This window comes from Mesorhizobium sp. B2-1-3A (assembly GCF_006442655.1).
Taxonomy (GTDB): domain Bacteria; phylum Pseudomonadota; class Alphaproteobacteria; order Rhizobiales; family Rhizobiaceae; genus Mesorhizobium.
Map to the genome: position 1 here is coordinate 371,941 of NZ_VFWK01000001.1, position 26,983 is coordinate 398,923.

The 26,983-nt window shown below is 62.3% G+C and carries 29 protein-coding genes; 14 read left to right on the top strand and 15 right to left on the bottom strand.

The genetic code is table 11. From position 1 onward, the window contains the following. Positions 1 to 102: 102 nt before the first annotated feature. Both FJ977_RS01895 and FJ977_RS01900 read left to right on the top strand, forming a co-directional pair. Positions 103 to 441 (top strand): TIGR01244 family sulfur transferase, encoded by a 339-nt coding sequence (locus tag FJ977_RS01895; protein WP_056562770.1) that lies wholly within the window; start codon positions 103 to 105, stop codon positions 439 to 441. Between the two features lie 21 nt (positions 442 to 462). After that, positions 463 to 756, top strand: coding sequence for a hypothetical protein (locus FJ977_RS01900; protein WP_140768040.1), 294 nt, complete (start codon positions 463 to 465; stop codon positions 754 to 756). 34 nt (positions 757 to 790) lie between these two features. On the opposite strand, the gene FJ977_RS01905 is transcribed toward FJ977_RS01900, so the two are convergent. Beyond that, positions 791 to 1,258: an Lrp/AsnC family transcriptional regulator gene (locus FJ977_RS01905; protein ID WP_140769670.1), complete on the bottom strand. Its 468-nt coding sequence runs from the start codon at positions 1,256 to 1,258 to the stop codon at positions 791 to 793. A gap of 138 nt (positions 1,259 to 1,396) precedes the next feature. Here FJ977_RS01905 and hppD point away from each other — a divergent pair, with 138 nt between their 5' ends. Both hppD and FJ977_RS01915 read left to right on the top strand, forming a co-directional pair. Continuing rightward, the gene (hppD, locus tag FJ977_RS01910; protein WP_140768042.1) at positions 1,397 to 2,512 is read left to right on the top strand and encodes a 4-hydroxyphenylpyruvate dioxygenase; all 1,116 of its coding nucleotides are present in this window, start codon (positions 1,397 to 1,399) and stop codon (positions 2,510 to 2,512) included. Positions 2,513 to 2,575: 63 nt separating this feature from the next. Then, on the top strand, positions 2,576 to 2,761 hold the full coding sequence (locus FJ977_RS01915; protein ID WP_140768044.1) for a type II toxin-antitoxin system prevent-host-death family antitoxin: 186 nt from the start codon (positions 2,576 to 2,578) through the stop codon (positions 2,759 to 2,761). Positions 2,762 to 2,776: 15 nt separating this feature from the next. On the opposite strand, the gene FJ977_RS01920 is transcribed toward FJ977_RS01915, so the two are convergent. The 5 genes from FJ977_RS01920 to hmgA are packed head-to-tail and all read right to left on the bottom strand — an operon-like array spanning position 2,777 to position 6,844. Then, entirely contained in the window at positions 2,777 to 3,313 is a 537-nt protein-coding gene (locus FJ977_RS01920) for a DinB family protein (protein ID WP_140768048.1), read from the bottom strand. Between the two features lie 4 nt (positions 3,314 to 3,317). Beyond that, positions 3,318 to 3,611, bottom strand: coding sequence for a hypothetical protein (locus tag FJ977_RS01925; RefSeq protein WP_140768050.1), 294 nt, complete (start codon positions 3,609 to 3,611; stop codon positions 3,318 to 3,320). Positions 3,612 to 3,621: 10 nt separating this feature from the next. Further along, on the bottom strand, positions 3,622 to 4,635 hold the full coding sequence (locus FJ977_RS01930; protein ID WP_140768052.1) for a fumarylacetoacetate hydrolase family protein: 1,014 nt from the start codon (positions 4,633 to 4,635) through the stop codon (positions 3,622 to 3,624). Continuing rightward, positions 4,632 to 5,519: an MBL fold metallo-hydrolase gene (locus FJ977_RS01935; protein WP_181179643.1), complete on the bottom strand. Its 888-nt coding sequence runs from the start codon at positions 5,517 to 5,519 to the stop codon at positions 4,632 to 4,634. The genes FJ977_RS01930 and FJ977_RS01935 overlap by 4 nt, the downstream gene beginning before the upstream one ends. Before the next feature lie 11 nt (positions 5,520 to 5,530). Continuing rightward, complete coding sequence (hmgA, locus tag FJ977_RS01940) at positions 5,531 to 6,844, bottom strand: homogentisate 1,2-dioxygenase (protein WP_140768056.1); 1,314 nt, start codon at positions 6,842 to 6,844, stop codon at positions 5,531 to 5,533. A 115-nt stretch (positions 6,845 to 6,959) separates the two neighbouring features. Here hmgA and FJ977_RS01945 point away from each other — a divergent pair, with 115 nt between their 5' ends. The 4 genes from FJ977_RS01945 (at position 6,960) to FJ977_RS01960 (ending at position 9,807) form a co-directional block, all read left to right on the top strand. Continuing rightward, on the top strand, positions 6,960 to 7,403 hold the full coding sequence (locus FJ977_RS01945) for a MarR family transcriptional regulator (protein WP_140768058.1): 444 nt from the start codon (positions 6,960 to 6,962) through the stop codon (positions 7,401 to 7,403). 151 nt (positions 7,404 to 7,554) lie between these two features. Next, positions 7,555 to 8,208: a lysophospholipid acyltransferase family protein gene (locus FJ977_RS01950; protein ID WP_140768060.1), complete on the top strand. Its 654-nt coding sequence runs from the start codon at positions 7,555 to 7,557 to the stop codon at positions 8,206 to 8,208. Then, positions 8,205 to 9,155: a phosphatidate cytidylyltransferase gene (locus tag FJ977_RS01955; RefSeq protein ID WP_140768062.1), complete on the top strand. Its 951-nt coding sequence runs from the start codon at positions 8,205 to 8,207 to the stop codon at positions 9,153 to 9,155. The genes FJ977_RS01950 and FJ977_RS01955 overlap by 4 nt, the downstream gene beginning before the upstream one ends. A gap of 7 nt (positions 9,156 to 9,162) precedes the next feature. Further along, positions 9,163 to 9,807, top strand: a complete 645-nt coding sequence (locus FJ977_RS01960; RefSeq protein ID WP_140768064.1) for a CDP-alcohol phosphatidyltransferase family protein — start codon at positions 9,163 to 9,165, stop codon at positions 9,805 to 9,807. Between the two features lie 32 nt (positions 9,808 to 9,839). Here FJ977_RS01960 and tdh read toward each other — a convergent pair whose 3' ends face one another. Both tdh and FJ977_RS01970 read right to left on the bottom strand, forming a co-directional pair. Then, complete coding sequence (gene tdh / locus FJ977_RS01965; RefSeq protein WP_140768066.1) at positions 9,840 to 10,874, bottom strand: L-threonine 3-dehydrogenase; 1,035 nt, start codon at positions 10,872 to 10,874, stop codon at positions 9,840 to 9,842. 52 nt (positions 10,875 to 10,926) lie between these two features. Beyond that, the gene (locus FJ977_RS01970; protein WP_140768068.1) at positions 10,927 to 12,114 is read right to left on the bottom strand and encodes a glycine C-acetyltransferase; all 1,188 of its coding nucleotides are present in this window, start codon (positions 12,112 to 12,114) and stop codon (positions 10,927 to 10,929) included. A gap of 308 nt (positions 12,115 to 12,422) precedes the next feature. Here FJ977_RS01970 and FJ977_RS01975 point away from each other — a divergent pair, with 308 nt between their 5' ends. After that, on the top strand, positions 12,423 to 14,492 hold the full coding sequence (locus tag FJ977_RS01975) for an EAL domain-containing protein (protein ID WP_140768070.1): 2,070 nt from the start codon (positions 12,423 to 12,425) through the stop codon (positions 14,490 to 14,492). 75 nt (positions 14,493 to 14,567) lie between these two features. Then, positions 14,568 to 15,305, top strand: coding sequence for a polysaccharide deacetylase family protein (locus FJ977_RS01980; protein ID WP_140768072.1), 738 nt, complete (start codon positions 14,568 to 14,570; stop codon positions 15,303 to 15,305). Positions 15,306 to 15,313: 8 nt separating this feature from the next. Here the strand turns inward: FJ977_RS01980 and FJ977_RS01985 are convergent, their stop codons facing one another. Further along, entirely contained in the window at positions 15,314 to 15,832 is a 519-nt protein-coding gene (locus FJ977_RS01985; protein ID WP_140768074.1) for a MarR family winged helix-turn-helix transcriptional regulator, read from the bottom strand. 172 nt (positions 15,833 to 16,004) lie between these two features. Between FJ977_RS01985 and FJ977_RS01990 the strand changes: the two genes are divergently transcribed. Next, positions 16,005 to 16,412 (top strand): hypothetical protein, encoded by a 408-nt coding sequence (locus FJ977_RS01990; RefSeq protein ID WP_140768076.1) that lies wholly within the window; start codon positions 16,005 to 16,007, stop codon positions 16,410 to 16,412. A gap of 148 nt (positions 16,413 to 16,560) precedes the next feature. Here FJ977_RS01990 and FJ977_RS01995 read toward each other — a convergent pair whose 3' ends face one another. Next, positions 16,561 to 17,754 carry a phytanoyl-CoA dioxygenase family protein gene (locus FJ977_RS01995; RefSeq protein ID WP_140769672.1) on the bottom strand — a complete coding sequence of 398 codons (1,194 nt, stop codon included), beginning with the start codon at positions 17,752 to 17,754 and terminating at the stop codon, positions 16,561 to 16,563. A 113-nt stretch (positions 17,755 to 17,867) separates the two neighbouring features. Here FJ977_RS01995 and FJ977_RS02000 point away from each other — a divergent pair, with 113 nt between their 5' ends. Then, complete coding sequence (locus FJ977_RS02000; protein ID WP_140768078.1) at positions 17,868 to 18,887, top strand: LacI family DNA-binding transcriptional regulator; 1,020 nt, start codon at positions 17,868 to 17,870, stop codon at positions 18,885 to 18,887. 12 nt (positions 18,888 to 18,899) lie between these two features. Here FJ977_RS02000 and FJ977_RS02005 read toward each other — a convergent pair whose 3' ends face one another. Further along, a complete protein-coding gene (locus tag FJ977_RS02005; RefSeq protein WP_140768080.1) occupies positions 18,900 to 20,945 on the bottom strand; it encodes an NADH:flavin oxidoreductase in 2,046 nt (681 codons plus the stop codon). A gap of 140 nt (positions 20,946 to 21,085) precedes the next feature. On the opposite strand from FJ977_RS02005, the gene queF reads away from it, so the two are divergent. Continuing rightward, positions 21,086 to 21,547: a preQ(1) synthase gene (queF, locus tag FJ977_RS02010; protein WP_140768082.1), complete on the top strand. Its 462-nt coding sequence runs from the start codon at positions 21,086 to 21,088 to the stop codon at positions 21,545 to 21,547. 8 nt (positions 21,548 to 21,555) lie between these two features. Here the strand turns inward: queF and FJ977_RS02015 are convergent, their stop codons facing one another. The 4 genes from FJ977_RS02015 to FJ977_RS02030 form a co-directional block, all read right to left on the bottom strand. Then, positions 21,556 to 22,164: a hypothetical protein gene (locus FJ977_RS02015; RefSeq protein ID WP_140768084.1), complete on the bottom strand. Its 609-nt coding sequence runs from the start codon at positions 22,162 to 22,164 to the stop codon at positions 21,556 to 21,558. A gap of 4 nt (positions 22,165 to 22,168) precedes the next feature. After that, on the bottom strand, positions 22,169 to 22,648 hold the full coding sequence (locus tag FJ977_RS02020; protein ID WP_140768086.1) for a DUF3828 domain-containing protein: 480 nt from the start codon (positions 22,646 to 22,648) through the stop codon (positions 22,169 to 22,171). Positions 22,649 to 22,745: 97 nt separating this feature from the next. Beyond that, on the bottom strand, positions 22,746 to 24,395 hold the full coding sequence (locus FJ977_RS02025) for an ABC transporter substrate-binding protein (protein WP_140768088.1): 1,650 nt from the start codon (positions 24,393 to 24,395) through the stop codon (positions 22,746 to 22,748). Between the two features lie 43 nt (positions 24,396 to 24,438). After that, a complete protein-coding gene (locus FJ977_RS02030; protein WP_140768090.1) occupies positions 24,439 to 25,989 on the bottom strand; it encodes a trimethylamine methyltransferase family protein in 1,551 nt (516 codons plus the stop codon). A gap of 89 nt (positions 25,990 to 26,078) precedes the next feature. On the opposite strand from FJ977_RS02030, the gene FJ977_RS02035 reads away from it, so the two are divergent. After that, the gene (locus tag FJ977_RS02035) at positions 26,079 to 26,981 is read left to right on the top strand and encodes a LysR substrate-binding domain-containing protein (RefSeq protein ID WP_140768092.1); all 903 of its coding nucleotides are present in this window, start codon (positions 26,079 to 26,081) and stop codon (positions 26,979 to 26,981) included. The last annotated feature ends 2 nt before the right edge of the window (positions 26,982 to 26,983 follow it).

Below are 26,983 nucleotides of genomic sequence, written 5' to 3' on the forward strand. Positions count from 1 at the left end.
GGAAACGTCTATCTGCGCTGAATGATTTCTGTCGGCGCGGATTGCCGGCCACGTCGGGGAGTGGCAAGACTCCTCGACAAACCAGATTGCGAGGATGCTGCCATGGAATACCGCGAGATCAGCGAAGACTATTCGGTCTCGGGCCAGATCCAGCCCGAAGACGTCGCGGCCATCAAGGCCGCCGGCTTCAAGAGCGTCATCTGCAACCGGCCGGATGACGAACAGCCCGGCCAGCCTTCGGCCGACACGCTCAAGGCGGCGGTGGAAGCCGCGGGCCTCGCCTTCCGCTACATCCCGGTCATCAGCGGCCAGATCACAGCCGAGAATGTCGAGGATCAGGCCGAGGCGCTGGACGAATTGGAAGGGCCGGTCTTCGCCTATTGCCGCTCCGGCGCGCGCTGCACGAATTTGTATGGGTTGATCCAGCAGTCGAAGGGCTGATCCTTTGGCGCCAGCAGTGCAATGACCGATCGGATCTACGCCGCACTTACCTTAGCTGCGCTTTTTGCTGCAGTGCTCCCAATCCATTGGTTATCATACCAGCGCTACAGAATCGTGAAGCGGCATGGTGGCTTGGGGAAATTCGCCAGAGTTGGACACGCAGGGGTTGTTTCCGTCGACTGGGAAAGCAATCAACTGACCCGGGATTTCGTGATGGACTGGAAACTGCACATTCCGGGATACAGCATCATTGCCTATGGACTCGCCTTGGTGTTCGGAACCATCTTCGCGGCAATGGCCTATTACCGGCACTAGCCTAAGGAAATTACTTTCGGGGCTGGCCGCGACGTCACAAAGGTAGACTACTGGTCTCCTTGAGCGTCTCCAGCACGATCGCCGTCTTCACATGCTGGACCGATTCATGTGGCAAGAGCACACCGTTGACGAACTCCGACAATGATTTGAGGTCGGGCGTCACCACTTTCAGGATATAATCCATTTCGCCGGTCAGCGCGTGCGCCTCCTGCACTTCGGGCAGCCGCGCCACCAATTCACCGAAGCGCCGGGCGTTGTCGCGGTTGTGGGTGGCCAGGGTCACCGAGATGACATTGACCAGCGAGAAGCCGAGCTTGTCGCGGTCGAGCACGGCACGATAGCCCTTGATATAGCCATCTTCCTCGAGCCGCTGGCGGCGGCGCGAGCATTGCGATGCCGACAGGTTCACCCGCTCCGAGAGGTCGTTGTTGGTGAGCCGCGCATCGCCCTGCAGGAGCGCCATTATCTTGCGGTCAAACTGATCAATGCGCGTCTCATCCATGATTTTTTCTCTTAACATGCACACTTCGCGCATGAGATCATCATTTCAAGCGTTTGAATGCAAGCACCATGCGCCGGCTGCGCGCTATGATGGCGTCAGATGGCCGTTTCAGGCCGAGCCAGCTTCCGGAGGAATACCATGGGTCCCTTCCCGCACGACGCCCCGCCCGCCAAGATCAGCAAGGACAACCCCGCCGGCACCGATGGTTTCGAGTTCGTCGAATTCGCGCATCCGGAACCGCAGAAGCTGGCCGAACTGTTCACCCGCATGGGCTATGTGGCGGTGGCCAAGCATCGCACGAAAGACATCACCGTCTGGCGCCAGGGCGACATCAACTATGTCGTCAATGCCGAGCCAGGCTCGCATGCGATGAAATTCGCCGACAAGCATGGTCCGTGCGCCGCCTCGATGGCCTGGCGCGTGGTCGACGCCAAGCACGCTTTCGACCACGCCGTCTCGAAGGGCGCCACGCCCTATGAAGGCGACGACAAGGCGCTCGACGTTCCGGCGATCGTAGGCATCGGCGGCTCGCTGCTCTATTTCATCGATGCCTATGGCAAGAAGGGCTCGGCCTACGATGCCGAGTTTGAATGGCTCGGTGCGCGCGATCCGCGGCCGCAAGGCGTCGGCTTCTATTTCCTCGATCACCTGACCCACAATGTGTATCGCGGCCAGATGGATAAATGGTGGGATTTCTACCGTAATCTGTTCGGCTTCAAGCAGATCCATTTCTTCGACATTGACGGCAAGATCACCGGCCTGGTCAGCCGCGCGATTACCTCGCCCTGCGGCAAGATCCGCATTCCTCTCAACGAATCCAAGGACGAGACCAGCCAGATCGCCGAGTATCTGAAGAAGTACAATGGCGAAGGCATCCAGCACATCGCGGTCGGCACCGACGAGATCTACGCCGCCACCGACAAGCTCGCCGCCAACGGGCTGAAGTTCATGCCCGGCCCGCCGGAGACCTACTACGACATGTCGTACGACCGGGTGAACGGCCATGACGAGCCGATCGAGCGGATGAAGAAGCACGGTATCCTGATCGACGGCGAAGGTGTGGTCGACGGCGGCATGACCAAGATCCTGCTGCAGATATTCTCGAAAACCGTGATCGGCCCGATCTTCTTCGAGTTCATCCAGCGCAAGGGCGACGAAGGCTTCGGCGAAGGCAATTTCCGCGCGCTGTTCGAATCGATCGAGCAGGACCAGATCAAGCGCGGTGTGATCAGGGTGGACGGCAAGGCGGCCTGAAACTCAAGCTCGTTTGCGGCTCGATCGGCTTTGATCTAAGTTCCGATCACAAGAGGTCGAGCCGTGAACGTCTCCGTAACCGAAGCCAGAGCTAAACTGTCAGAACTCGTAAGGCGCGCGAAGGCCGGCGAGGAGATCGTGATCACCCGACGCGGCAAGCCGGTAGCGCGTCTCCTCCCGCCTCCGGTGAAGATTGGCCTTCTGCCGCGCATCGGCACCACCTCGGCCGTCGATGGGCCGGTTGTTTAAGATGAGAATTGGCAACTAAAGCCTCAGCCGCTCGACCTCAGCTCTCCTCAACTTCACATCATAATCGAGCAAAAACTCATCCAACTGCGGCGGCGCGACCGAAGTGCCGGAGAGCATGGCGTGCACCTGGCCGCGATGGTGGATGTCGTGCAGGAAGACGTGGGCGAGGATGTCGCCGATCTTTTCGGGGATCATGCCGTCCTCGCGCCGGTCGGTGATGACGCGGCGGTCGAGATCGGCCTCCGACAGGCCATCGCAGAAGGCGATCAGTCGCCGGTCGGCCGCGATCTGCGCGGCAAACAGCGCATGGGGCTCGTCGAAAGGCACAAAATCATCATGGGCTGCGGCGCCGATGCCGCCCTCTTCGAGAAAATCGAGATAGAGATAATCGACGGCGAGGATGTGGTTGAGCGTTGCCTTGATCGACGGGAAAAAGCTGGTGCGCTCGGCTTCGAACTCACCGGGCTTGAGCGCAAGCACGGCGCGATAGAGCCGGTCGTTCGACCAGAGATTGTTACCGGCCATGCGGCGCAGATGATCAAGCAGGGTCATGACGTCATCCTGCGGACCGAACCACATGCAAACCCGCCCCCATAACCACGAATCCGGCGAGCACAATCAGCAGCAACCCGTTCATGCGCCGCCGCATGGCTTGCGTTTCCTCGTCCCGCGCGACATTCATGTTGGTGATGGTGTGGAACATCATCGCCTTGCGCGGAAGGCCGCTGCGGTTGGTCAGGTCCGGCGAGCGCGCCTCGATGCGATAGCTCAGCCGGATCGCCAGGATGAAGACAGCCAGAATAGCCAGCGCCCAGACACCGGCCATCAGATAGAATATCTCTCCCGTCATTCCATCCCCGCTATCGTTCGTATTTCTCGACCTTCTGCTCGATGGCGCCGAAGATCGAATGTCCGGCCTTGTCCTTCATCTCGATGCGCACCGTGTCGCCGAAGCGCAGGAACGGCGTCTTGGGCTCGCCTGACGCAATGGTCTCGATCATGCGCAGTTCGGCGATGCAGGAATAGCCGGCGCCGCCGGCCGAGACAGGTTTTCCCGGGCCGCCATCGAGCTTGTTGGAAACCGTGCCCGAACCAATAATGGTGCCGGCGACAAGCGGTCGCGTCTTCGCGGCGTGCGCGATAAGGGCCGGGAAATCGAAGGTCATGTCAACGCCGGCATTGGCGCGGCCGAAAGGCTTGCCGTTGAGATCGGCAAGCAGCGGCAGGCTGACCTTGCCGCCATCCCAGGCATCGCCCAGTTCGTCCGGCGTCACCGCCACGGGTGAAAAGGCCGAGGACGGTTTCGACTGGAAGAAGCCGAAACCCTTGGCCAGTTCCGGCCCGGTGAGTGCGCGCAGGGTGACATCGTTGACCAGCAAGACCAGCCGGATCGCGGCGCGCGCTTCATCAAGGCTCGCCCCCATCGGCACGTCGTCAACGATAACGGCGACTTCCGCCTCCATGTCGATGCCGAAGGCTTCGTCGGTCATGTGGATCGGATCGCGCGGCCCGATGAAGGAGTCCGAGCCGCCCTGGTAAATCAGCGGATCGGTCCAGAAGCTTGCCGGCATCTCGACGCCACGCGCCTTCCGCACCAGTTCGACATGGTTCACATAGGCCGACCCGTCGGCCCATTGATAGGCGCGTGGCAGCGGCGAATGGGCGTCGTGCTCGTGAAAGCGCGCTGATGGCATCGCATTGTTCTCCAGCGATTCCGCTATGGTCGCGAGATGCGGCGAAATCCTGCGCCAGTCGTCCAGTGCCGCCTGCAGCGTGCGCGCCAGGAACGAAGCATCCGTGTACTGCGTCAGGTCGCGCGAGACGACGACGAGTTTTCCGTCGCGCGTCCCGTCCTTCAATGTGGCAAGCTTCATGCGATTTCCTCTCCTGATGCGGCTTTGACACCGCTTAGCTCCACAACAAGGCCGTCGCGGGCGATCGTCAAGTCGCCGGCCCATGTTTTCCTGACAGCAGCAAGCCAGTCGGCCTCGGTGATCTCGGGATCGTCGGCGGGGATGAGGTGGTTGAGCACCAGCCTCTTGACGCCGGCATCGCTGGCGATGCGCCCGGCTTCCTCGGCAAAGCTGTGGCTGGCGAGAAGATGTTCCTTGAGCCGCGCGCCATTGCCGGTTCTGGCGACCAACCGCTCGATGCCTTCCTCCAGCATGGCTTCATGGACGAGAAGGTCAGCACCCTCGGCGAAATCGGCAAGCGGTGGAAAGAAGGCCGTATCGGCGGAAAAGACCACGTTTTTCCCACCATGCTCGAAGCGCAGGGCAAAACAGTCGGTCACCGGCGGATGGTCGACACGCAGCGCCGTGACCTTCAGGCCGCCTTGCTCGACCATCTGGCCCTCGCCGAACTCATCGATCGAAACCAGCTCGCGAATGTCAGGCCGGCCCTCATCGACGATGCGGATCTCGATGTCGAATTCCATCGCCTGGCAAAAGCACCGCCAGTGGTGGCCGGTGCCGGGCGGACCAAACACGCGGACCGGCGTCGCCAGACCCGCCGTCCAGGCGGTGTGGATCAGCGGTCCCAGTTCCAACACATGGTCTGAATGCAGATGCGTGATGAAGATCAGGTCGAGCGCCTTCAGGCTGACGCCGGCATCGACCAGAGCGCGCGTCACGCCAAGCCCGCAATCGACGACGATGGTTCGCCCTCCGATTTCAAGCAGCGACGAACTCGGCCATGGCCCGCCAAGCCGCAGCGCCGGGCCGCCCTTTGAGCCCAGCAGCACCAACCGATCCGGCATTGGCTTGCGGCTCAAGACCAGTCGCCCTCTGGCGTGCCATTAAAACGCTTCTTCAGGTCTGCCCAGCAATCGATGTAGTTGTCCTGGCGGGTCTCCAGTTCGGCGCCGTAGCGGGTCAGCATCTGCGGGAAGCGGGTCTCGAACATGATGGCCATGGTGTTGTCGAGCTTGACCGGTTTCAGATCCGCGCGCGAGGCTTTTTCGAAGCCAGGGGCATCCGGGCCATGGGCCAGCATCAGATTGTGCAGGCTGATGCCACCGGGAACAAAGCCTTCTTCCTTGGCATCGTACTGGCCATGGATCAGGCCCATGAATTCGCTCATGATGTTGCGGTGGTACCATGGCGGCCGGAACGTATCCTCGGCCACCAGCCATCGCGGCGGGAAGATGACGAAGTCGATATTGGCCGTGCCTTCCTCGCCGCTCGGCGCGGTCAGCACGGTGAAGATCGACGGATCGGGGTGATCGAACAGGATGGCGCCGACCGGCGAAAACGTCGCCAGATCATATTTGTAAGGCGCGTAATTGCCATGCCAGGCGACGACGTCGAGCGGCGAATGACCGATCTCGGTGACATGGAAATTGCCGCACCATTTCACGATCAGCCGGCATGGCGTCTCCTTCTCTTCGAACCAGGCGCAAGGCGTCTTGAAATCGCGCGGGTTGGCCAGGCAATTGGCGCCGATCGGGCCGCGATCAGGCAAGGTCAGCTTGGCACCATAGTTCTCGCAGACGTAGCCGCGCACCTGCCTGTCGACCAATTCGACCTTGAAGACGAGGCCGCGCGGCAAAACGGCGATCTCGCCGGGCCGAAGCTCGATGACGCCCATCTCCGTCACCAGACGCAGGGCGCCGACCTGCGGCACGACCAGCAACTCCCCGTCGGCATTGAAGAAATGATCATCGACCATCGATGTGTTGGCGACATAGACATGCGCCGCCATGCCGGTCTGCCCAAGCACGTCGCCGGCCGTGGTTATGCTGCGCATGCCTTGAATAAAATTGGTCGGCTCCTTCGGCATCGGCACCGGGTTCCAGCGATACTGGCCAAGCGCCAGTTCGTGGTCACCGACATTGGGCGCGGTCTTCCACAGGGGATAGCTCGCCGCCTTGAAGCGGCCGGTGTGCTTGACGCTCGGCCGGATGCGATAGAGCCAGGACCGCTCATTGGTGCCGCGCGGCGCGGTGAAGGGCGAACCGGAAAGCTGTTCGGCGTAAAGGCCGTAGGCCGGCCGTTGCGGCGAGTTCCGCCCCTGCGGCAGCGAGCCGGGCAAGGTTTCGGTCTCGAAATCGTTGCCGAAGCCCGGCATGTAGGAAAAGGCCATCGCTTCCTCCCTTGCGCATCCGGCCAGACGCCAGCCAGATTGACCAAACTGGTTTCATTTGTAACCATCGAAAATGTAACTATCAATGCCACCATGGCGCGCAAGGAAATGAACCATGGACCCGGAGATCCTGGAGCTCGAAAGCTTCCTGCCCTACCGGCTGTATCGTCTTGCCGACGCCGTCAGCCGCGAATTCTCGCGGATATACAAGGACAGTCACGGGTTGACGCGGCCGGAATGGCGCACGCTTTCCGGACTTGGCCAGCGCGGGACGATGACCGCGACAGAGCTCGGCGAGCAGTCGGCCATGCACAAGACCAAGGTGTCGCGCGCGGTGGCGGAGCTTGAAAGGCGGCGCTGGCTCATCCGGACTCCCGATGACAACGATCGCCGTGTCGAGCATTTGAGACTTACCAAAGCGGGCCTTGCCGCCTATCGTGAGATGGTGCCGCTGGCGAAGGCGTTCGAGCAGGCGCTGCTGGCCAAATTGAGCGCCGACGAACGAACTTCCATCGTAAAGGGCGTCTTGTCGCTGGAAACCGCATTGGATAGGAGATAGCCGCCGTCGCCGGAGGGGATATAAGACGGTCGCCGCGAAGGGGTAGCGCGTTCAGGCAGCCACGGGTCTCGCGATCCCTGCTTGTCCGGTAGCGGATTTTCTGCGCCTGCATGTCAGCTGGCGGATGATCCATGAGCGAATTGGGGGATGGATGAAGTCGCTGATTGCCAAGCCGGTGGCGGTGATCGTCTTGCTGTTTGCGCGTGCCATCACCGCTGTGCGGCCGTTCTGGCACGAAGGCAGGCTGCCTCGCCGTCGCTCGATCTTCTTTGCCAACCACTCCAGCCATGGTGATTTCATCCTGATCTGGGCTGTTCTGCCGCCGCGCCTGCGTCGGCGGGTCCGTCCCGTAGCGGGCGCCGACTACTGGCTGAAATCAAAACTCCGAAGCTTCATCGGGCGCGACGTTTTCAATGCCGTCCTGATCGATCGCAATCGCGACGCACGCACGATGGATCCTGTCGAGAGCATGGGGGAAGCGATGAAGGAAGGCTCTTCGCTGATCCTCTTCCCGGAGGGCACGCGCAACCAGTCCGATGCGTCCTTGCAGCCATTCAAATCCGGCCTGTTCCATTTGGCGGCATTGCACCCGGACTTCGAGTTGGTGCCGGTATGGATCGCCAATCTCAACCGAGTGATGCCGAAGGGGGAGTTCGTGCCCATACCGCTGATCTGCACGGTGACGTTCGGCGAGCCAATGCATCTGGCTGATGGCGAGGACAAGGATATGTTTCTCGAGCGAGCACGGGAAGCGCTACTCGCGCTGGCGCCGAAAAAGGCAGCGGCCGAGAGGATAGAGGAATGAGCTCGACCCAATTCGACATGATGGTTCTCGTGCTCGGCGTCTGCGGGATCCTGCTTACGGCCTCCTTCGTGGGCCAGATCCTGGAGCGACGCTTGTCGCCAGACGGCTCGAACCCGGCCATCGAGAACCTCAACGCCCGCATCAATGCCTGGTGGGTGATGGCGATCCTCATCGCCATCGCATTCGTCGCCGGGCGAATCGGCGTTCTGCTCCTCTTCGGCTTCTGCTCCTTCGCCGCCCTTCGCGAGTTCGTGACGCTGACCAATACGCGGCGTGCCGACCACTGGGCGCTGGCCACCGCGTTTTTCGTCGTGCTGCCGTTGCAGTATGTCCTGCTCTGGATCGAGGACTACGAAATCTTTTCCGTTTTCATTCCGGTCTACGCCTTCCTGTTGATGCCCATCATCTCGGCGGTGCGAGGCGACACGCAGCACTTCCTGGTTCGAATCGCGGAGGTGCAATGGGCGCTGATGATCTGCGTCTTCTGCGCCTCGCACGTGCCGGCTCTCCTGACGTTGCACATTCCCGGCTACGAGGGCCGCAATGTGCTTTTGATAGCCTTCCTTGTCATCGTCGTTCAGTTGAGCGATGTGCTGCAATATATCTGGGGCAAGATGATCGGGCGCACGAAGATCGCACCAAGGCTTTCGCCGTCCAAGACTGTCGAAGGTTTCGTCGGCGGCATCGCCTGCGCCAGCCTCGTCGGCGCTGGTCTGTGGTGGATCACGCCGTTCTCTCCGCTTCAGGCCGGCGCAATGGCCTTCCTGATCACGTTGATGGGCTTTTTCGGCGGCCTCGTGATGTCCGCCATCAAACGCGACCGCGGCGTGAAGGATTGGGGCCATCTGATAGACGGCCATGGCGGCCTGATCGATCGGCTGGATTCAGTGGTGTTCTCCGCTCCGATCTTCTTCCACCTCACGCGTTACTTCTGGTCGCCGACATGAGGCAGTCATGAACACGGGCGATCGCAGACCCCTTGCAAGCCGCGACACGCGCTGGGCACAGGCGACGGCCAGACGTCTCGCCGCACTCTCGGTGACGCCCAACCAGATTTCGCAGGCCAGCATCCTCGCCGGCGCGCTGGCCGGCGCCGCCTTCTGGCTTGGCGGGCAGAGCGACGGCATGGCGCGTCTGCTGTTGTTGCCGGGAGCCGCGCTGTTCTGCCAACTGCGCCTGCTGTGCAACCTCTTCGATGGCATGGTCGCCGTCGAAGGCGGCAAGGCGTCGGCCGATGGGCCGTTCTGGAACGAGTTCCCGGACAGGATCGCCGACATCGCCATCTTGGTGGGAATAGGCTACGGCATCGCCATGCCTGGCCTGGGCTGGGCAGCCGCCTGTTTTTCGGTTCTCACCGCCTATGTGCGGGAACTAGGGCGGGCCAACGAAGCACCGAGCGATTTCTCCGGCCCGATGGCCAAACCGCATCGCATGGCGGTTGCAACCATTGCTGCGCTGCTGTCTTCAGTGGAATTCTTCTGGCATGGCCGCAATGAGGTCCTGACGCTCGCGCTTGCCATCATCGCGATCGGCTCCGCCGCAACCGCGCTGCGCCGCGCATGGCGACAAGTGCGATGGTTGAGAACCAGGAGCCCCTGAGGCCTTTTCCTCGCTACGCTCGCCGGACGCGTCTACCAGTCCATCACGACCTTGCCCGAACTGCCACTCCTCATCGCATCGAAGCCTGTCTGGAAATCGTCGATGCCAATGCGGTGCGTGATCAGTCCCGAGACATCGAGCGGACCCTGCACCAGCGCGATCATCTTGTACCAGGTCTCGAACATCTCGCGGCCATAGATGCCCTTGAGATGCAGCATCTTGAAGATGACCTTGTTCCAGTCGATCTCGAAGCCGGTGGGCGCAATACCCAGGATAGCGATCTTGCCGCCATTGTTCATGGTGTCGATCATGTCGCGGAAGGCGGGGGCGGCGCCAGACATTTCGAGGCCGACGTCAAAACCCTCGGTCATGCCGAGCGCCGGCATGACGTCGCGCAGCTTTTGCTTCGAGGCGTCGACGACATGCTGGACGCCGAGCTTCTTCGCCAGCGCCAGCCGCACCGGGTTGATGTCGGTGATGACCACTTTTCGCGCACCAACGCACTGGGCAACGAGTGCGCCCATGATGCCGATGGGCCCGGCGCCGGTGACCAGCACGTCCTCGCCGACCAGATCGAAGGACAATGCCGTGTGGACGGCATTGCCCAGTGGATCGAAGATCGCCGCGACTTCGTCCGGCACGTCGTCGGGGATCGGAACGACGTTGTGTTGCGGGATCGCCAGATACTCGCCGAAAGCGCCTGGCCGGTTGACGCCGACACCAAGCGTGTTGCGGCACAGATGTCCCCTGCCCGCACGGCAGTTGCGGCAATGGCCACAGACGATGTGGCCTTCGCCCGAGACGCGCTGGCCGACCTTGTATTCGGTGACGGCCGCGCCGAAATCTGCGACGGTGCCGACGAATTCATGGCCGGTCACCATCGGCACCGGCACCGTCTTCTGCGCCCACTGATCCCAATTGTAGATATGGACGTCGGTGCCGCAGATCGCCGTCTTCTTGACCTTGATCAGCACATCGTTGGGGCCGATCTCCGGCACCGGCACTTCTTCCATCCAGATGCCCGGTTCGGCCTTGGCCTTCACCAGCGCCTTCATCATGTTCGACATTCTCTTGTCCCTTGAATCTCTTGATCCGGAATCGCTTTTCGGCGCCGGCCGCTCAGGAAATCACGCCCAGTTCCCTGCCGACCGCGCCGAACGCCTCCACCGCGCGGTCGATGTCGGCGCTGGAATGCGCCGCCGACATCTGGGTGCGGATACGCGCCTGGCCCTTAGGCACCACCGGGAACGAGAAGCCTATGACATAGATGCCGCGCTTCAGCATGCGCGTCGCCATTTCCTGCGCCAGCGTCGCCTCGCCAAGCATCACGGGAATGATCGGATGATCGGCACCGGCCAGCGTGAAGCCGAGCTTGCCCATCTGCGACCTGAACCGCGCCGCGTTGGCATATAGGCGTTCGCGCAAGGCGTCGCCATTGCGGATCAGGTCGAACACCTTGATCGAGGCGCCGGCGATCGCCGGCATCAGCGTGTTGGAAAAGAGATAGGGCCGCGAGCGCTGGCGCAGCCAGTCGACCACTTGGCTCTTGCCGGAGGTGTAGCCACCGGAAGCGCCGCCAAGCGCCTTGCCCAGCGTGCCGGTGATGATGTCGACCCTGCCCTCGACGCCGCAATGTTCCGCCGAGCCGCGGCCATTTTTGCCGACGAAGCCGACCGCATGGCTGTCGTCGACCATGACCATGGCGTCATATTTGTCCGCAAGGTCGCAGACGCCCTTCAGGTTGGCGATGATGCCGTCCATCGAGAACACACCGTCGGTGGCGATCAGTCGGAAGCGGCAATCCTTCGCCTCCTTCAATCGCGCCTCCAGATCGGCCATGTCGTTGTTGGCGTAGCGGAAGCGCTTGGCCTTGGACAGCCTGACGCCGTCGATGATCGAGGCGTGGTTCAGCGCATCCGAAATGATCGCGTCTTCCTCGCCAAGCAGCGTCTCGAACAGTCCGCCATTGGCGTCGAAACAGGAGCCGTAGAGGATGGTGTCCTCCAGGCCGAGGAAGGAGGAAATCGTCGCCTCGAGCTGCTTGTGCTCCTCCTGCGTGCCGCAGATGAAGCGCACCGAGGCCATGCCGTAGCCGTAGCGATCGAGCGCTTGCGTAGCCGCCTTTCGCAGGTCGGCGCTGTCGGCGAGGCCGAGATAGTTGTTGGCGCAGAAGTTCAGCACTTTCTCACCGCCGACCTCGATCTGCGCCGACTGCATCGAGGAAATCACCCGCTCGGATTTGTAGAGCCCGGCCGATTTGAGCCCTGCAAGCTCGCTGTCGATATGGGAGAGAAATGCTGCGGTCATGATCGGGCCTCGTTTGACGTGGGCAGACTGTCGTCCCGCTTGCGCAAAAAATCCATCGCAAAAGCGACCGGATCGGGTGGCCGGACAGCATCAACCGAGACGCGACGGGCATCGCGCGAGCGGCCACTCGATAACGCACGCGACAAGCAATACTCAAATGCAGGCCGGCGGCGAAAGGAGCCGATAACCATTTAGCGATCTTTGCGGCTCTCCCCTTGCCGGCCGGCTGTCAATTTCCAGTCCTGTTAACGTTTGCGGCTCAATGGTGACCATACAGGAATCCGTTGGCGAGAGGGCCGCCCCCGAAAATGTCGCAGCAGCCGGTGCAAACCGTTTCAGGCAAGCTCATACTGCTGATCAAGGCTGGCTACTGGCTGGCGCTGCTGATCATTGCCACCATGGTGGCAGCCTCTTTCGTCCTGCTGCAGCAGACGATGGCCACGCAGCAGCACAACCACACCTTGCTCGATATCGTCGGCACGCAGAAGACACTGTCGCAGCGCATCGTCTTCCTTGCCAGCGCAACGGGTGCCGCGTCGCGCGACAAGCAGCCGGCGCTGGTCAGTGCGCTCAAGCAAGCCACGGCGGAGTTCGAGACCAATTACGATCTGCTGCTCAAGCAGACGGGCGCGGATCCGCAGTCGCCGGCCAAGCTCGATGCGAAATCGATCGAGAGCGTGCTTTTCGCCAAGCCCTTCCATCTCGACTATTTCTCGGTTGGGCTGATCGCCAATGGCGACCGTCTGATCTCGGCTCTTGAGTCGAAACTCAATCTCGACAATGACGGCTACAAGGGCGGCGCTGAACGCGTCAACCTCGATACGTCGGTCGCCAACGCAACCTTGTCGGGCTATGCGGCCCTTGGCCAGCGCATCAGCGCCGAGGCCGACGAGCGCTCCGAAAAGCTGCTCGCCCTCCACCGCACACTGTTCTACGCCACACTCGGCGTTATCCTGCTGGTGGCACTGTTCATCTTCAGGCCGATGTCCAATGCAATCCTGCGCAAGACGCGTGAACTGGTCGATGCTCGCAACTCAATGGCCTTCATCGCGGTTCACGACGGCCTGACCGGCCTGCACAACCGCACTTTCCTGACCGACCATTTCGACACGCTGATCAAGGGTGCGCACCGGCGGCGCGAACGCCTGGCCGTGGTCCAGCTGGACCTAGACCGATTCAAGCAGATCAACGACACGCTCGGCCACGCCGCAGGCGACTATGTCCTGGTTGTGACGGCGCAGCGTATGCGCGATTCGTGCCGGGCGTCGGATCTGTGCGCGCGGCTCGGTGGCGACGAATTCGTGATGATCCTCAATGGCGCGGGCACCACCGAGGACATCAACATGCTGGCACGGCGGATCCTGGCGCATATCAACGAGCCGATCATCTTCCAGGGCACCACGATTCTTCCGGGTGCCAGCGGCGGCATCGCCGTCTATCCGATCGATGCCGACAACGCTCAGGACCTGCTCGTCCATGCCGATCTGGCACTTTACTCCGCCAAGAAGATGGGCGGCGGCAATTTCTCGTTCTTCTCGGAGGAGCTGCGCCGCGAACTCGACTACCGCAAGCAGCTCGAGCACGACATCAAGGTCGCCATTTCAGAAAAAGCGTTTCAGGTCTATTTCCAGCCGCAGGTCTCCCTGACCAACGGCGCCATCAGCGGCATCGAAGCCCTGGTGCGATGGAACCATGCCGAGCGCGGCATGATCTCGCCGGGCGAATTCATTCCGGTCGCCGAGAAATGCGGTTTCATGCCGGAGATCGGCCGCATCGTGATCAGCAAGGCGATCAACGAAGCCGCCGAGTGGAACCGTGCCGGGATTGCCTTCGGCCGGCTTGCCGTCAACGTTTCGGGCACCGAACTGCGCGAGCACGATTTCGACGCGTTTTTGTTCGAGACATTGGAAAAGGCCGGGCTGCCGCCACAGAAACTGTCGCTGGAAATCGTCGAATCCGTCATTCTGGACGACGAGAAGACGGGCATCGCCGCCAAGCTGCGCCACATCAGGGCCGCGGGCGTGCATCTGGAACTCGATGATTTCGGCACCGGTTATGCGTCGCTCAGCCACGTCAATCCCAACGAGATAGATCGGCTCAAGATCGACCGCCGCTTCGTCCAGAACATCCATGAGAATGGCGACAACTCCAAGATCGTGCGCGCCATCACCGAGCTTGCCCGCGGGCTCGGCATCTCGATCGTCGCCGAGGGGGCTGAAACCGAGGCCGAACTCGACTCGCTGATGGCGATCGGCTGCGACCAGGTACAGGGCTATTCCATCGCCTTCCCGATGCCGCACGACAAGGCGCTCGAATGGCTGACAGCGCGCATGCCGAAGAAAGCCAGGCTGACGGTGCTGCAAGGCAGCCTGAAATAGGCGAAACCTGGCCCGCCTTGACAACCGGCCGCCGAGATGGCGGCCTGTGCTGATCGCAAACGGATACAGCGGCCCATGACATTCTTTCGGCTTGTGCTGGCGGCCATGTTGTTGTCCGCGCCGCCGGCTTATGGGGCGGATCGCACCATCTATCTCACCTTCGACGATGGTCCGCTGAACGGCACCAGCAACATCCTCGATGTGTTGGCGGCGGAACAGGTTCCGGCGACGCTGTTCATGGTCGGCATGCACGCCGAGGCCAGTGCGTCCAACAAGGCCTTGGTCCGGCGCGCCAAGGCGATGCCGCTGGTGACGATCGGCAACCACAGCTACAGCCACGCCTACAATCACTACCGGCACTTCTACAGCGACACGGAAGGGGTGGTTGCCGACATGCTCATGGCCAATGCCGTGCTGGGCCTTAAGCCCGCGGTGCACGCGCGACTGCCGGGGCGCGATGTATTCCGGCTGCCTTCAATGTCAAAGGACGACAACTCGCTTGGACCCGCGCAAGCCGGCCGCGAGGATCCCGACTACGAATTCGTCGCGGCTTCCGGCTTCTATCTCTACGGCTGGGACCACGAGTGGGTGCACAAGGACAATGGCGAGCCGGTCCAGAGCGTCGACCATCTGGTCAGCGAGATCGATCACCTGTTCGGCTATGGCCGCTTCGCCAAGCCGGGCAAGCTGATCCTCTTGATGCATGACGAGATGTTCCAGGACAGTTTCGACGGCAAGACGAAACTGACCAACCTGATCACCGCACTGAAACTGCGCCGCTACGCCTTTGGAACGATCCCGACCTATGACTGAGCGGGCCGTTATGATTTGATCTTGCGAGCCGGTTTGCGGGAACGAGGCGGTAAATCGTTCTTGTCACCGGGAAAAGCCGTCAGCAATTGTCCGAAGCTTGGCGCTTCGACATTGTCGCGCAATGCTGCCAATACCTGCGCGAACTCCGCCAGACGGTCGTCGGGCAGTCCTGTGCGGAGCCGCCTGTCGAAGACAAGCGCGGCCTGCCGCAATGTCTCGAACAGCGCTTCTCCCGCTTCTGTCAATTCGACCAGATGGACCCTCCGGTTGACGGGATCGCGGCGGCGCGTCAGCAGGCCCTGCGCCTCCATCGCGTTGAGATGGTGGGTCAGCGTCGCGCCCTGGATGCCGATCATGCCGGCGAGTTCGCGCTGATTGGCAAGCTTGCTCGACTTGACCGATAGCAGGGTGAGCCAGACCGGCAATGTGCCGCCCGCTTCAACCAAAGCGGCGTCGAAGGCCTGCGCAACGAGCTTGGCGGTGCGGCCGAGATTCATGCCGACTGGCGGGCGTTCAAAGGGCGTCATCGCGGGACACTAGAGCAATTCCAGGAAAAGTGTGAAGCGGTTTTCCGCCCGGAATTGCCTCCGACAAAGACGGTGTTTTCCGCGGATGGAACAGGTTCGCGTTTATACATTGACATCTAACTGTTAGATATCTAACTATTAGTGCGGTAGCGAGCGAGAGAGGAGAGCCGGCATGCAATATGTCTATATCGTGGTTATCGGTCTTCACGTGATGGCCGGCGTGTTCTGGGCTGGCACCACCATCACCCTCGCCCGCGATCCCGAGATCAAGGCGGAGCGATTCATCCAGCCGCAGATGGGCGCGGCCGGCATGGTTTTCCTGACCGGGGCGCTGCTGTGGTATTTCTTCCACGGCGCTTATTTCGGCTCGATGGAAATGGTGCTGGCGCTCGGCATCCTGGCCGCGTTTGCCGCGGCCGGCGTGCTCGGCGCCATGGTCAGGGCGCCGAGCAGGCGGCTTACCGGCGCCAATGCGGAAATCGAAACGCAGCTGCGCGCCAGAATGGCGATCGGCGAACGCATTGCCGCATGGCTTCTGGTGGTCACCGTGCTTTGCATGGCAATCGCCAGGATGGTCTGAGCGTCGTCCGCACCGCAGCTCACAAGATCGCACGTTATCAGGCGATGAGCCAACGGCGTGCGGGCGCGCGGCCAGGCCGGCATACATGGGCTCTCGTATGCAGGTCTGACCGCGCGCCACCAACCCCGACAGCCGCGGCAGCCGCTTCTCAGGTCAGTTTTTTACGCGCCTGTTTCTCGAGTTCGCCCACGAAGACGGCCGGGCTCCATCCTGCATCCAGAGCACGATGGACAAGCGCCTGTTGTGTCTCCGGCGCGAGCCCGCCGAGCGGCGGGTCGCGATCGAGATTGGTCGGAAAGGAATAACCTTCCGCCGACGACGCGATGGCATTGCCAGCCGCCTGCCTGGTCAGGCTGCCATCGCCCAGCATACGCTGCAGAATGGGGTAGAGGGCCGCGCTCATGCGGGTCCGGTCCACACTCTCCATGGCGCGGCCATAGGCCGATGAGACCTGCAAGAGATTCGCCATGCGCTGGATGTCGGCTGACCGGTTGGTGCCGGCGGCGTGGAACAGCGCCGGATTGAAGAAGGCCGCATCGCCCTTTTTCAGGGGCAGCTGAACATGATGCTCGGCGAAATAGGCCTGGAATTCGGGGCGGTTCATCGCCAGGTACCCAGGCAGGTAGGTCTGCGAATAGGGCAAATAGAGCGTGGGGCCGCTTTCCACCGGCATGTCGCAGTGAGCGACAGCGCCCTGCAGCGTCAGCACCGGCGATATCCGATGGACGTGCACCGGATAGCGTTCGATGATGGACGAGGTCTGGAAACCGAGATGATAGTCCCGGTGCGCCGACTGCGACGCGCCACCCGGCCTGACATTGTTCACCTGCGACGTCACCTGATAGGCCGGGCCTAGCCAGGCTTCCGATATCAGCGCGATGATATCGTTGCCGTAATAGGCGGCGAAGGTCGCGGGATCGCGCAGGCACAGCTTCTCCAGCGCATTCCACACCCGGTCGTTGGCGCCGGGCTTGGCAAAATGATCGCCGCCGCCTGCTCCGGCCGCACGCTCCTCGGCGATGATGGCATTGAACGCTTCAGTGGCTGCGTCGACTGGCGCCACATCCTCGAAGGCACCGCGAAACACGACGACACCGGGACCGTCGGTCATCGCCTCGACCCATTCGGCAAGAAGCGCCTTACGCCGAGCCGGATCGCCGGCGGCCGCGCGAACCGGCGCACCATCGTAGATCAGGATGTTCTTCTGGACCTCGGACGCGAACGGATAGTCTGCTGGATTTGTCGTCCTTCGCGTCGACGCGGCAAAATCGTCGATGCTGCACACATCGGCGGTAAGCCAGACACGATCGGATCTGAGCTTGGCATAATTGTCGGCCTTCACGGCATCCTCCCCTTGGTCTTGTTTCGACTGGATAGCGGAAGTATAGCTCTGGTTGAGAGGTGGCCTACAGCTGAAACACCTCAAAAACACCTCAAGATTGATCGAGGCGGCCGATGTCGCATCCGTTCCTGGTGAAGGACATCGCCCTGCAGGCCGGCGTCAGCATCGCCACGGTCGACCGCGTCCTGCATGGGCGCGGCGGCGTGCGTCAGCACACCATACGCCGCATAGAGCAGGCGATCCGGGAACTGGAAACGCAACGCTCCCAACTCGGCCTGTCGGGCCGCAAGTTCATTCTCGATCTCGTCATGGAAGCTCCTTTGCGCTTCACCGAGGCGGTACGCGCCGCGCTGGAGGCCGAGATGCCGGGCCTCCATCCGGCGGTGTTCCGCGCGCGCCACCACCTTGCCGAAGTGCGCGTGGCGGCGAACACCGTCGCGCTGCTCGACGCGATCGCCCGTCGCGGCAGCAACGGGATTTTCCTCAAGGCGCCTGATATTCCGGAGATAGCGGCCGCGGTGGACCGGGTCGTCAGGTCGGGAATACCGGTCGTGACGCTGGTCACCGATCTGCCGAACAGCCGGAGGCTGGCCTATGTCGGCATCGACAACCGCGCCGCCGGCGAAACGGCTGCCTATCTGATCGGCGCATGGCTTGGCGGACGTCGTGCCGATGTCCTGGTCACCTTGAGCAGCAACCGGTTCCGGGGCGAGGAGGAGCGCGAAATCGGCTTTCGCCGCGCCTTGCGCGAAAACTTCCCCGACCTTGGGATCGTCGACATCAGCGAGGGCCACGGGATCGATCGCGCGACGGGCGAGTTGGTCCGCACCGCGCTGACACATCATCCCGATGTTGCGGCCGTGTATTCGATCGGCGGCGGAAACGCCTCCATCGTGCAGGCATTCGCCGAGATGAAGCGGCCCTGCCTTGTGTTCATCGGCCACGATCTCGACGCCGACAATCTCGACTTGCTGCGAAGCCGGCACATCTCGGCCGTGCTGCATCACGATCTCAGGCAAGACATGCGTTCGGCCTGCATCCACATCATGCGGGCACAGGGCGCGTTGCCGAAATCGGTCGCGCCGGGCGCGTCCAACATCCAGATCATCACGCCGTTCAACATGCCGGCCTGAGCAGACGGTGCATCAGATCCGCAGGCCGAACCTGATCCCGTCATAGATGGCGGCATGGATGTTGCGTGAGGCGACCGCGTCACCGATGCGGAACAGCACGAAGCCCGCCCCTGGATTGCGCGCCGGGAAAATGTCGCCGCCGCCGACCAGACGTTCGTAGTCGACCGCCCCGCCATTCTTCGACAGCGGCTTCAGGCTGAGATAGAGATCGTCGAGCGGCGCCGTGCCGTGCTCGACCACCACCTGGTCGACCCTGCGCTCCCCGCGCCAGCCATCGGCAAAGTCCGAAGCGAGTTCCGCGACCAGTTGATTGCCCTCGCGGCGCACCGAGCGCAGGCGCGTGTTGATGGTGATGGTGACGCCCTTTTCCTGGAAGGCGCGCATATAAGGCACGTGGTTCATGCCGCCCATTTCAGGAGCGAAGAAACGCTCCGGCGAAACCAGTTCCAGCCTCGCGCCGCTGTTGGCGATCAACTCGGCCGCACCCATGCCTTGATGGCCGCCATTGTCGTCATAGATGAGCACGTTCTCGGCCGGCTTGACGCTGCCGGCCATGATGTCCCAGCTCGAAGTGACGAGATTGTCGCCCGCTGTCAGCGGTGGGTTTTGCGGCAGGCCGCCGGTGGCGACGACGACCACATCGGGCGCCAGCGCCAGGACATCATCCTGCTCCGCCCAGGTGTCGTAACGGATTTCGACACCGAGCCGGTCGAGTTCGGCCAGCCGCCAGTCGATGATGCCGATCAGTTCCTTGCGGCGCGGGTTCTGCGTCGCCAGACGCACCTGGCCGCCGGCCTGGCTCGATGCTTCAAGCACCGTGACCTGGTGGCCGCGCTCGGCCGCGACACGCGCCGCCTCCAGTCCGCCGGCCCCAGCGCCGACGACAACGACCTTTCTTCTCGGCCCTTCGGTCTTGACGATGATGTGCGGAATCTCGGCCTCGCGGCCGGTCGCCGCGTTGTGCACGCACAGCGCCTCGCCGCCCTCATAGATGCGGTCGAGACAATAGGTGGCGCCGACACAAGGACGGATCTCATGCTCGCGGCCCTCCATCACCTTCCTGATGATGTGCGGATCGGCGATGTGCGCACGGGTCATGCCGACCATATCGAGCTTGCCGGTGGCGATCGCATGGCGCGCGGTGGCGACATCGGAAATGCGCGCCGCGTGGAAGGTCGGGAACTTTGTCGCCGCCCTCACCTCGCCGGCGAAATCGAGATGCGGCGAAGATCGCATACCGGCCACCGGAATGACCTTGGTCAATGCCGCGTCGCTTTCAATCGAACCACGGATGATATTGAGGAAATCGACCTTGCCGGAGCCGGCCAGCCGCCTGGCGATCTCGACGCCTTCCTCCTTCGACAGGCCTTTCTCGAAATCCTCGTCGGCGACCATGCGGATGCCGACGACGAATTTTTCGCCGACCGCCGCGCGCACCGCGTCCAGCACCATGTTGGTGAAGCGCAGCCGGTTGTCGAGCGAGCCGCCATACTCGTCATCGCGATGATTGGTGGCCGGCGACCAGAAGCCATCCATCAGATGGCCGTAGGACTCGAACTCGATGCCGTCGAGGCCGGCGGCCTGGCAGCGCTGCGCGGCCGACGCATAGTCGGCAACAATGCGTTCGATGTCCCAGTCCTCGATGGTCTTGGGGAAAGCGCGATGCGCCGGCTCGCGCACGGGCGAAGCCGAGAGCACCGGCAGCCAGTCGGCCTTGTTCCAGCCGGTGCGGCGGCCGAGATGAGTGATCTGGATCATCACCTTGCAGTCATGCTCGTGGCAGGCGTCGGCGAGTTCGGCAAGCCACGGCACGATGCGGTCATCATAGACATGCAAATTGCCGAAGGCGGCCGGGCTGTCGCGCGAGACGATCGCCGAGCCCGCGGTCATCGTCAGCGCCATGCCGCCCCTCGCCTTTTCGGCATGGTAGAGCCGGTAGCGTTGTTTCGGCATGCCGTCCTCGGAATAGGCCGGCTCGTGGCTGGTCGACATCACCCGGTTCTTCAGCGTCAGATGCTTGAGCTGGTAGGGTTGGAGAAGCGGGTCGCTGCTGGTCATCGTCTTCCTGCCGTTTCAAATTGTGTTGGAGCAACATGTGCCGCTCCAGTTCCTATTCAAGCATCGGATTTATCCGAAAACCGCTGCGCACTTTCCGGTCCGATGCTAAGGAGCGGCGAAAATCGAAAGAGATCCCGCCCATGATCGATACCAAGACCCTTACCCAGCTCGGCGCCCACGTCGAGACGCCACAGAGCCCCGAACAGGCGGTCCTGGAGACCGTGCCGTTTTCGCGCGGCGACGGTCCGCCGGCGATCGTGCGTTTCACCTGCCCGGAATTCACCTCGCTGTGCCCGGTGACCGGCCAGCCGGACTTTGCCCATATCGTCATCGACTACGCACCCGATGCGGCTTTGGTGGAATCGAAGTCGCTGAAGCTGTTCATGACCTCGTTTCGCAACCATGGCGCCTTCCATGAAGATTGTACCGTCATGATCGGCCGCCGCATCGTGGCGGCTACCAAGCCGCTGTGGTTGCGCATAGGCGGCTATTGGTATCCGCGCGGCGGCATTCCGATCGACGTTTTCTGGCAGACCGGCGCGCCACCCGAAGGCGCCTGGCTGCCGGACACCGGAGTGGCCCCCTATCGCGGGCGCGGCTAGTTCAGCCATCATTCGCACTGATATTGGCTGAGCGCCCATTCGCCCGTCACCGACAGCAGGTCCGATATCTTCCAGTCGCCGCCGACCTTCTTGAACTTCCATTCGAGGCGGTGCTGATGGCCTTCGACGACGAAGGCGACCACCACCTTGGCTTGATCGCCGTTCACGGCCTCGATGCTCTTCAGGCTCTTGTCGATTGCGAGCTTGTCGTAGTCGGCATTGTCGAGCGCCATATTGGGGTCCAGACACTCGCCCTGCCCCGAAGCCCGCAGCGCATCGCTCTTGTCGAGCACTGTCTTGGCCGGATCGACAAAATTCTTGCGCTGGGTCGGATCGAGCTCCAGCCCGGGATGGTCGTAGAACGGCTTGACCACCGCCGTCGGCGAGCCCGGCAACACGGGCGCGGCCGGCTCGGATGGCGGCCATGCCAGCGGTGGCGTTGCCGGTTCCACCGCGTTGCCGGGTGGGTTTGCAGGGGGTGCATCGCCGCTGCCCGGCGTGGCCTGCGCCGGGGCGTTTGCCGGCGGGGCGCCGAACAGTCCCTGGGCAACAGCGCCGCTCAAACCCGCCGCCAGCAGGCACATTGCCGACAGGGCCAAGAATACGCGACGGGCCATCGCATCACTCCGGATCTTGGCCCGCCACGCATTCGAGCTGGCTCAGCGTCCAGTCGCTGGTCTTCGAGGCAATGTCCGAGACCTTCCACTTTCCGCCGACCTTCTTCAGCGACCAGTTCATCTCGCGTTTTGAATCGTCTCCGTCCGAAAAAAGGCTGAAGCTCGCCACCACTTGCGCCGTATCGCCATCCACCGTCTCGGACAGTTTCAACGTCTTGGAGACGGTCTTCTGGTCGAAATCCTGCGCATCCAGGCCAGGATCGAAGTCGATACAGGCGACCTGGTCGGGATTTTTCCTGGTCGCCTGATCGTTGAGATCGAACAGTTTCGTCACCGGCTCGGTGAAGCGGTCCCGATATTGTGCGTCGGCCTCGAACCTGACCGCCGGGACATAGAAGAACTTCACGGCGTCGGACGCCGGCCCCGCCAAGGCGGCCGCGGGCAAGGCTGTCGTAAGGGCGGCAAGAAGCACTGTCCGTCTCATGCAGAATCTCCGGCTTTTGATGGCTTGAAGCTATCAACACCACGCATCCTGCATATCGGCTTTTTTGCGGCTCATGAAGTCCCTGCCCGGTCTCCTTTCAGCCGTCGAGCCAAACGTTCTGGAGATCCATTTCGAAGGTCTGGTGGACCCCGTAATTCCTGACCTTCTTGTTGGTGTGGCTGAAGAGCTTCTGCCAGAACGGCTGAATGATGACGCCCGAATCCTGCAGGATCTGCTCGACGTCCTTCATCACCTCCTTGCGCTTGGCCACGTCGATCAGCGATAGCGCCTGTTTGAGCTTGGCGTCGAAGTCGGGATTGGAAAAGGCGGATTCATTCCACGCCTCGCCGGTGCGATATCCCAGCGCCAGCACCTGAACGCCGAGTGGGCGCATGTACCAGATGGTCATCGAATAGGGATATTTCGTCCAGTCGTTCCAGAAGGTCGAACCCGGCAGCACCGTGCGCTTTACCTTGATGCCGGCGTCGCGCAGCTGACCGGCGATCGCGTCGCCGGTGTTCTTCTGCCAATCGTCCTCGATGGTGATAAGCTCGTGCTCGAAGTCGGCCTGGCCGGCTTCCGCCATCAGCTTCTTGGCGCCGGCGGCGTCGCGCTCCTTCTTCGGCAGGGGATAATATTCAGGATGGATCGGGCTGACATGGTGGTTCTCGCCGACCGTGCCGCGCCCGTTATAGCCGAGTTGCAGCACGGCGTTGTTGTCGACAGCCATCTGCAGCGCGTTGCGCACCCGTTTGTCGTCATAGGGCTTATGGGTGACATTGGTGCGGGCAACGAGTGTCGTCGCCGTCGCGACCTCGGATTTCTGCAGACCCATCTTGTCGAGAATGTCGATGAAGTCGGCGGGCGATTCGAAATTGAGGTCGATCTCGCCGGAGTCGAACGCGTTGACCGTGGCGTTGAAATCGGTGCCGTAGTCGATGAACTCGACGCCGTCGAGCGGCGCCTCGCCACCCCACCATTTGCCGTTCTCGCGGCGCTTCACCACCGCCTTCTGGCCGACATCGTAGGAGACCAGTTCGAATGGTCCCGTGCCGACCGGCTTCTTGATCGGATCGGCGCCGTCGGCGTCGAAGTTGCGGTGCACGACAAGCGCGGGATAGTCGGTGAAGTTCGGGATCAGCGAGATGTCGGGTTCGCTGAGCTTCAGCTTGACCGTGTTGTCATCGACCTTGGTGATCGCGCCATCCCTCGCCTTTCCGGTTTTTGCGTCGATCAGCGCGCCGACGCGGGCGGCCATCGAATTGCCGGCGACGCCTTTCTCGCACCAGCGCGTGACGTTGTGAACCACGTCATCGGCGTTGAAAGCATCGCCATTGTTCCAGGTGATGCCCTTGCGCACATGCAGGACGTATTCGGTGGCGTCGTCGTTGATGTCCCAGCTTTCAAGCAGCACCGGCTCGAAGGTGAACTGTCTGGTATAGCGCACCAGCGGCTCCAGCCAGCTGCGCGAGATATTGGCAAGCTCCACCCAGTCATAGGTGCGCGGGTCCTTCTGCGCCTTTACCGACATCGAGACGTGCAGCGTGCCGCCCTTCTTCGGCTCCTCGGCCAGAGCCTGCTGCGGGGCGGCAAGACCGATCATGCCATAGGCCAAGGCCGTCGATGCGCCGAAAGCGCTTGCCAGGGCCAGGAACTCACGCCGGTCCATGCGGCCCGCGCGCGCATCTTCCGCCATCGCCTCGATAGCGCTTGGGACACGATCGCCATTGCTTCTGAAGAATGTCATTTCTCTCTCCCATTGGTTCCGTCGGGTCGTTGCCCGTTCTTTCTCAACTGACGGTGTCCGGCAGCTTCTCCTCCCGCCGCGCGATCAAATCCCTGAGACCCTCGGCGATCCCCTCATCCAGCTTCGGCTCCTCATAATCGGCCAGCATGTTGCGCGCTTTCTCGCGGCCGCGTGTATCGTGATCCTTCGCCCCTTCGGCATTCCACTGCTCGTAGGAATTGAAGTCCATGATCGAGGGCATGAAGAAGGCGGACTCGAAGTGTTCGAGCGTGTGCTGGGTGCCGAGGAAATGGCCTTGCGGCCCGACCTCGCGGATCGCCGCCATCGCTTCCTTGAAATCGTCGAAGGAGAGCCCGCCTGCGTATTTGTACCAGCCGACAAGCTGTTCGCAGTCCGTGGCGAATTTCGAATAGCCGCAGGTCAGGCCCGCTTCCAGCCAGCCGGCGGAATGCCAGATGTAGTTGGCGCCGGCGAGAATGGCGGCATGCATCAGCATGTTCGATTCGTAGCCAGCCTGGACGTCGTTCAGCTTCGAGCCGACATGGAAACCCGACGTGCGCCATGGCAGGCGATATTTCCGTGCCAAGGCGCCCATCAGGTACATCATCTGGGCGGCTTCCGGCGTGCCTCCCATCGGCGCGCCGGTCTTCATATCGACCGTGACCATGAACTGGCCGTAGATCTGCGGCGAGCCTGGGCGGATGAGCTGGGTCAGCGCCACGCCGGCAAGCGCCTCGGCGTTGACCTGCGCCACCGCGCCGACGGCGGAAGCCGAGGTCGAAGCGCCGCAGAGCGCGAAAGGCGCCAGGATCAGCGGCTGATTGTGGCTCGCGTAGACCCGCATGGCGTCGATCATGGTGGCGTCCCATACCAATGGCGAATTGCAGTTGGTGATCGCCACCAGCACAGGGTTGTCGCGTACGAACTCCTCGCCGAAGACGATGCCAGCCATCGCCATCGTGTCCTCGGCGCGCTCTTTCGACGTCACTATGCCCATGAACGGCTTGTCGGAATGCTTCAGCGCCGAGTGGATGATGTGCAGATGCCGTTTCGGCACCGCTATCTCCATCGGCTCGCAGATGACCGAACTCGAGGAATGCAGCGCCGGCGCCATGTAGGCCATTTTGTGGAAATTGTTGAGGTCGGCGAGCGTGCCGTAACGCCTGACATTGTCGAGGTCGCGGACGTAGGGCGCGCCATACATCGGCACGAAAATCGAGTTCGTGCCGCCGACGCGCACCGTGCGCTCGGGGTTGCGCGCATGGAGCGTGAACTCCGATGGAACCTTCGAGACGAGTTCCATCAGCAGCGCGCGGTCGATGCGGACACGCGTATCCCTGACATCGGCGCCGGCCGCCTTCCAGAGCTCGATCGCGCCGTCGTCGCGGAATTCGCAGCCCACCTCCTCGAGGATCTTGAGCGATTCCTCGTGGATCAGTTCCACCGCCTCGTCAGGCACGATCTCATAGGCGGGGATCTTGCGCACCAAGGTCGGAAAGGAAGCGATCGGAGCGCTTCTGAGCGCCTTGCGGCCAAGACGGCCACCGCCGCGGCGATGGGTCTGTTCGGTCAATTCGACGGCCGGTGCGTTCATGGAGCCTCCTTCTTCCCGCTACACACGTTAGCGACCCGAAATATGGCTGTGACGCTGGAAAATCCTGATCTTCTGTATAAGCTGTGCTTATGCGAAGCCTGCGCCACCTCCTGCCCTCCGCCGGCAGCCTGATCGTCTTCGAGGCAGCCGGCCGGCTGTCGAGCTTCACCGCCGCCGGACGCGAGCTCGGCATGACGCAGGCAGCCGTCTCCTATGCGGTGCGCGGGCTGGAAGAGCAGCTCGGCGCCAAGCTGTTCCAGCGCCGTCATCGGCAGGTCAGCCTGACGGAAGCCGGCGAACGCTTCCACGCCGATGTCTCGCTGGGCCTGTCGCACATCCGCAAGTCGGCCGAGGATCTGCGCCTGCAGGCAACCGGCGGCCATGTGACGCTCGCCGCATCGACCGCTTTCGGCTCCTTCTGGATGATGCCGCGCCTGCAGCAGTTCCGCGACGAATTGCCGGGCATCGATCTGCGCATCCAGACCGCCGACCGCGACCTCAACATCATCGCCGAGGGTATCCCGCTCGGCGTGCGCGGAGGCGTGCCCGGACAATGGCCGGACTATCATTCGATGCCGCTCTCCGACGAGGAGATCTTTCCGGTCGCGGGCCCCAGCTATCTCGCCAAGTTCGGCCTGCCCAGGACGGTCGCTGAATTGGCCGCGCACCGTCTCATCCATCTTGAGGAGCCCTATCGAGAGGCCCCCAATTGGGACGAATGGTTTGCATCCGCCGGAACCAGCCTGCGCAATGCCGAGCGCGGACTGCGCATCAATGACTATGCCCTGGTGATCCAGGCGGTCATGGAGGGGCAAGGCATCGCGCTCGGCTGGCGGCATCTCGTCGAGCGGCTCGTGGCATCCGGCCTGCTGGTGCCGGTCACCGACCATGTGATGAGGACCGGCATCGCTTTCTACGTCATCTGGCCGAAGAACCGCGACCTCAGCGAGAATGCCCGTAAGGTAAGGGATTGGCTGGTGGCGCAGGCGTAAGT

Excerpts from the sequence above, each read along its gene's own strand:
- hmgA (WP_140768056.1), bottom strand. The coding sequence starts at position 6,844 with ATGGCCTTTTCCTACATGCCGGGCTTCGGCAACGATTTCGAGACCGAA.
- FJ977_RS02000 (WP_140768078.1), top strand. The coding sequence starts at position 17,868 with ATGTCGCATCCGTTCCTGGTGAAGGACATCGCCCTGCAGGCCGGCGTC.
- FJ977_RS01935 (WP_181179643.1), bottom strand. The coding sequence starts at position 5,519 with ATGCCGGATCGGTTGGTGCTGCTGGGCTCAAAGGGCGGCCCGGCGCTG.
- tdh (WP_140768066.1), bottom strand. The coding sequence starts at position 10,874 with ATGTCGAACATGATGAAGGCGCTGGTGAAGGCCAAGGCCGAACCGGGC.
- FJ977_RS02035 (WP_140768092.1), top strand. The coding sequence starts at position 26,079 with ATGCGAAGCCTGCGCCACCTCCTGCCCTCCGCCGGCAGCCTGATCGTC.
- FJ977_RS01975 (WP_140768070.1), top strand. The coding sequence starts at position 12,423 with ATGTCGCAGCAGCCGGTGCAAACCGTTTCAGGCAAGCTCATACTGCTG.
- FJ977_RS02020 (WP_140768086.1), bottom strand. The coding sequence starts at position 22,648 with ATGAGACGGACAGTGCTTCTTGCCGCCCTTACGACAGCCTTGCCCGCG.
- FJ977_RS01920 (WP_140768048.1), bottom strand. The coding sequence starts at position 3,313 with ATGACCCTGCTTGATCATCTGCGCCGCATGGCCGGTAACAATCTCTGG.
- FJ977_RS01900 (WP_140768040.1), top strand. The coding sequence starts at position 463 with ATGACCGATCGGATCTACGCCGCACTTACCTTAGCTGCGCTTTTTGCT.
- queF (WP_140768082.1), top strand. The coding sequence starts at position 21,086 with ATGATCGATACCAAGACCCTTACCCAGCTCGGCGCCCACGTCGAGACG.
- FJ977_RS01980 (WP_140768072.1), top strand. The coding sequence starts at position 14,568 with ATGACATTCTTTCGGCTTGTGCTGGCGGCCATGTTGTTGTCCGCGCCG.
- FJ977_RS01945 (WP_140768058.1), top strand. The coding sequence starts at position 6,960 with ATGGACCCGGAGATCCTGGAGCTCGAAAGCTTCCTGCCCTACCGGCTG.
- hppD (WP_140768042.1), top strand. The coding sequence starts at position 1,397 with ATGGGTCCCTTCCCGCACGACGCCCCGCCCGCCAAGATCAGCAAGGAC.
- FJ977_RS02025 (WP_140768088.1), bottom strand. The coding sequence starts at position 24,395 with ATGACATTCTTCAGAAGCAATGGCGATCGTGTCCCAAGCGCTATCGAG.
- FJ977_RS02030 (WP_140768090.1), bottom strand. The coding sequence starts at position 25,989 with ATGAACGCACCGGCCGTCGAATTGACCGAACAGACCCATCGCCGCGGC.
- FJ977_RS01930 (WP_140768052.1), bottom strand. The coding sequence starts at position 4,635 with ATGAAGCTTGCCACATTGAAGGACGGGACGCGCGACGGAAAACTCGTC.
- FJ977_RS01960 (WP_140768064.1), top strand. The coding sequence starts at position 9,163 with ATGAACACGGGCGATCGCAGACCCCTTGCAAGCCGCGACACGCGCTGG.
- FJ977_RS02005 (WP_140768080.1), bottom strand. The coding sequence starts at position 20,945 with ATGACCAGCAGCGACCCGCTTCTCCAACCCTACCAGCTCAAGCATCTG.
- FJ977_RS01925 (WP_140768050.1), bottom strand. The coding sequence starts at position 3,611 with ATGACGGGAGAGATATTCTATCTGATGGCCGGTGTCTGGGCGCTGGCT.
- FJ977_RS01970 (WP_140768068.1), bottom strand. The coding sequence starts at position 12,114 with ATGACCGCAGCATTTCTCTCCCATATCGACAGCGAGCTTGCAGGGCTC.
- FJ977_RS01985 (WP_140768074.1), bottom strand. The coding sequence starts at position 15,832 with ATGACGCCCTTTGAACGCCCGCCAGTCGGCATGAATCTCGGCCGCACC.
- FJ977_RS01950 (WP_140768060.1), top strand. The coding sequence starts at position 7,555 with ATGAAGTCGCTGATTGCCAAGCCGGTGGCGGTGATCGTCTTGCTGTTT.
- FJ977_RS01955 (WP_140768062.1), top strand. The coding sequence starts at position 8,205 with ATGAGCTCGACCCAATTCGACATGATGGTTCTCGTGCTCGGCGTCTGC.
- FJ977_RS02015 (WP_140768084.1), bottom strand. The coding sequence starts at position 22,164 with ATGGCCCGTCGCGTATTCTTGGCCCTGTCGGCAATGTGCCTGCTGGCG.
- FJ977_RS01990 (WP_140768076.1), top strand. The coding sequence starts at position 16,005 with ATGCAATATGTCTATATCGTGGTTATCGGTCTTCACGTGATGGCCGGC.
- FJ977_RS01905 (WP_140769670.1), bottom strand. The coding sequence starts at position 1,258 with ATGGATGAGACGCGCATTGATCAGTTTGACCGCAAGATAATGGCGCTC.
- FJ977_RS01895 (WP_056562770.1), top strand. The coding sequence starts at position 103 with ATGGAATACCGCGAGATCAGCGAAGACTATTCGGTCTCGGGCCAGATC.